Annotated in this window: 3 protein-coding genes; all 3 read right to left on the bottom strand. The window is 50.0% G+C overall.

From position 1 onward, the window contains the following. Positions 1-623, bottom strand: a 623-nt coding sequence (locus PHV74_15430; protein MDD5095744.1) for an enoyl-CoA hydratase/isomerase family protein, incomplete at its 3' end; no start/stop codon positions are given. Between the two features lie 30 nt (positions 624-653). Further along, positions 654-1,982, bottom strand: a complete 1,329-nt coding sequence (locus PHV74_15425) for an acetyl-CoA hydrolase/transferase C-terminal domain-containing protein (protein MDD5095743.1) — start codon at positions 1,980-1,982, stop codon at positions 654-656. A gap of 120 nt (positions 1,983-2,102) precedes the next feature. Then, a complete protein-coding gene (locus tag PHV74_15420; protein MDD5095742.1) occupies positions 2,103-3,236 on the bottom strand; it encodes an acyl-CoA/acyl-ACP dehydrogenase in 1,134 nt (377 codons plus the stop codon). Between the last annotated feature and the right edge of the window lie 400 nt (positions 3,237-3,636).

The following is a 3,636-nucleotide window of genomic DNA, read 5'->3' as shown; positions in this document are numbered from 1 at the left end:
CTCTTGACAGCTCGAATCGCCAGAGGCGCATTGCGACAGATCTTTTCAGCCATTTTCCGAGCTTCAGCCATCAACTGGTCATGGGGAACCACAGCGTTTACCAGCCCCAAACGATATGCTTCCTTGGCATCGATAGAGACTCCGGTCATCACCATCTCAGCAGCCTTGTTTCGCGGGATTTTTCGGGCAAGCCTCTGTGTTCCTCCCCATCCGGGGATGACACCCCACTTCACCTCAGGCAAACCAAAGCTCGCTCTCTCTGAGGCGATGATCATGTCGCAAGCCAAAGCTACTTCCATTCCCGCCCCAACAGTGATTCCGTTGGCAGCAGCAATGATCGGCTTGTCCAAATTATTCATGCCTCTGGCAATATGAATAGCCAAGTAATCCAAATGTCCCTTTGATACACTCAACGGAACAATCTCTTTGAGGTCCGCTCCGGCACTGAATGCCTCGTCACCAGCTCCAGTCAGGATAGCCACCCAAGCATCACGATCCTCGCGAAATTGCAGCAACGCTTCGGAGAACTCCTTTGTTTGCTGTACACTGAAGGCATTCATCGCCTCCGGCCTGTTGAAGGTAATGGTCACGATCTTGTCTTTCTTATCATAAAGCAGTGCCATATACAAACCTCTTCGTTTTCGACAGCAAATTTAATTCTTCGGCCAGAAGGCAGCGCGAGCCTTCTTGGTCAGTTCAGCACGATGATCCGGGTGAGCCAGAGCGATAAACGCATCAGCTCTATATCGCTGCGACTTCCCTTTCACACGGGCAATTCCGTTTTCGGTGACCACAATATCCGTCAGCCAACGGGGAATGCTGACCACACTTCCGGGTTCAAACGCAGCGACGATTTTCGATCTGCCGTCGCTGGTGGTCGAATTGAAAGCCAAGACGTATCTGCCGCCCTTGGCTAACCCTGCCCCGATAGCGAATGATGCCTGTCCGCCAGTGCCTGCCTTCATCGTATAACCTATACCATCGGTTATTCCCTGTCCGGTGAAGTCGATGGCGAAACAGGAGGCAAAGACCGTCATATTCTCATGCTCGGCAATAATCCTGGGATCAAGACAATACTCAGCCGGGTAGAGCTCGAATTGCGGGTTCATATCCACAAAATCATATTCCGCTCGACCGCCTCCCACTGCTGTACCAATAGCCACACCTTTATGGAGCTTTTTGCGCGCTCCAGTGATCTGGCCTGACTTTACCCCTTTAATCAGACCGGGGGATATGATCTCGGTGTGAATGCCAAGATCGGATCTGCCTTTATATGCACCCAGATCGAAGAGGAACTCTGTCGATCCGCCGATGCCGACCATTATACAATCGCCATCCCGTGTTAAGCTGTGAACATATTCGGCAATCTTCTTCTCCGCTTCGCCTGGACCGCCGATCATTCTGCCGGTCATGTCTCTGGTTTGCGGAGGAGTGCCTAAATCGATATGTTCAACAAAATAATCGAACTCAGATACGTGAGCGGCGTTCTGACCGTAAGTCCTGATTTGATTTGGGTTTACCTCAGCGATAACGATCTTTGCCAGCGCCATTTCGCTGTGCTTGAACCAAACCGATCCGCCAAAGGAGACATATCCGTGCTTATCCGGCGGCGATACGGTCACCACGAGAATATCCAAGGATCCTTGTATCTGATCAATATTGAAATCCCGACGCATCAGGACATCCGGGATCAGAAAATCTGCTATTCCCAACTCAAACAGCTTGTGGATCGTGGGCATCGCATACGGTGCCTCGATCATAAAAAATTCTTCGACCCCGGGTTCATACCAGACGAAGTCTCTTGCCTGCATTGCAGGGCAAATTTTTACGCCCCTAACATCGCCTACCCTTGCCTGCAGGGCATAGTTGAAAGTGACGGGCTCTCTACCCATCGGGATACTGATGAAATCTCCGTCCTTTACCAGAGCTGCTGCTGCTTCGGCGGTAATCGTCTTTTTCTTATATTCTTCTTGCCAAGACATGTTGATTCCTCTTCCTTTTCTAAATTCGATTAACTTGATATTTTTCAATAACTAACCATAACATAAGAGGATACGTCATCCTCCCTGGGATACCCGTACTTTATCAACCTTAACATTGCGCTAAAGGGCCAACGATTGAACCAACTTTTCCCGATGGTAATCACCATCACCAAAGATCACCTCTCCCGCCTTGGCACGACGGAAATACAACTGCATGTCGTGATCCCGGGTGAAGCCAATGCCGCCATGAATCTGTTGTCCCAGTGCTACCACCCGACGATAGGCATCACTGACCCATGCTTTAGCCATGCTGACCTTCTGATCAGATGGCATACCCTGGCTAATCGCCCAGCACGCCTCATAGGTGATGAAACGCGATCCATCCACATCGATAGCCATATTGGAACAGTGATGCTGGATGGCCTGGAAGGACCCGATCGGAACATCGAACTGTACTCTCTCTTTGGTATAATTCACCACCATTTCCAGTACCTGCTGTGCGCCGCCGACCATTTCAACGCACTCGGCTGCTGCTGCCAGCATAAGTATCTTCTCAATCAGCACCCATCCCTGGTTCAACTCACCCAAGAGATTCTTCTTAGACACTGATACGTTATCCAATTTCACTTCGCATTGCCTGTCTGAGGCAATTGTCTTAAGCAGTGTACAACTGATGCCCGGGCTCTTGGCATCCACCAGAAACAAGCTGATCCCGTGGGATTTATCGCCTTTGTTTCCGGTGCGGGCTGCGCAGATCAAATAATCGGCGACATGAGCATTGGATACAAACAGCTTCGTGCCGCTGATGAGGTAGTTATCTCCGTGGGTTTTGGCTGTGGTGGCTATACTTGAGGGATCGTAGGTGCCTTTTTGCTCGAGGAGAGCCAGGGTCATGATCATTTCCCCTCTGGATATTTTGGGCAAGAACTCCTGCTTTTGTTCTTTACTGCCCGCCTCCAGAATGGGGAGGCCGCCCAGGATAACTGTGGAAAAGTACGGTCCTGGAAGACAAGCTCGCCCCATCTCCTCCAGAAGCGCTGCCAGATCCAAAAAGGTCATGCCCTGCCCCCCGAATTCTTCCGGGAACACCAAGCCCATCCAACCCAGATCCGCCATTTCCCTCCAGAGAGCTTGGTCAAAACCCCGCTCATCTTCCTCCATCTCACGCACGAAGCTCTTAGAGCATTTATCGTTGAGAAAACGTCGGGCATCTTTACGAAGCATATCCTGAATTTCTTCAAATCCGAAGTTCATTTACCTATCCCTCTTTATTTAATTGCAGATATTCACATCATCGCAAGCGCCAAACACTGTTAATCCTTAATTCTGCGACAGCTGCAACAACAAATAACTTTCCGATTTTGCCTCACTATCTGACAAGCAGACATTCTAAGACTCTTCCGCACATTTAGAAAGGAGGACTTCAGCCCGCCGTCCGTTCCTGACTAAAATTTGCATTTACCGAGCTGTACACCAACTCCGAACCTGCAAAGAAAATCCACGGGAATATGGAGACCGCTCAATGCCCCCGGATTACCCCCGCACCAACCGCTCCCTGTTCCTTACTAAACCCAGACACTTCCTCATCTTCGCCTTTTCAAATCTCTGCGATTTTTCGCTGCCTTATATTTGGTCAATGACCCTCACAATACCG

Source organism: Dehalococcoidia bacterium (assembly GCA_028711995.1).
Taxonomy (GTDB): Bacteria; Chloroflexota; Dehalococcoidia; order SZUA-161; family SpSt-899; genus JAQTRE01.
Note: the sequence above shows the minus strand (reverse complement) of the source record. Positions and strands in the feature narration are given on the sequence as shown.

Coding starts and splice junctions, on each gene's coding strand:
- PHV74_15425 (MDD5095743.1), bottom strand. CDS start 1,982: ATGTCTTGGCAAGAAGAATATAAGAAAAAGACGATTACCGCCGAAGCA.
- PHV74_15420 (MDD5095742.1), bottom strand. CDS start 3,236: ATGAACTTCGGATTTGAAGAAATTCAGGATATGCTTCGTAAAGATGCC.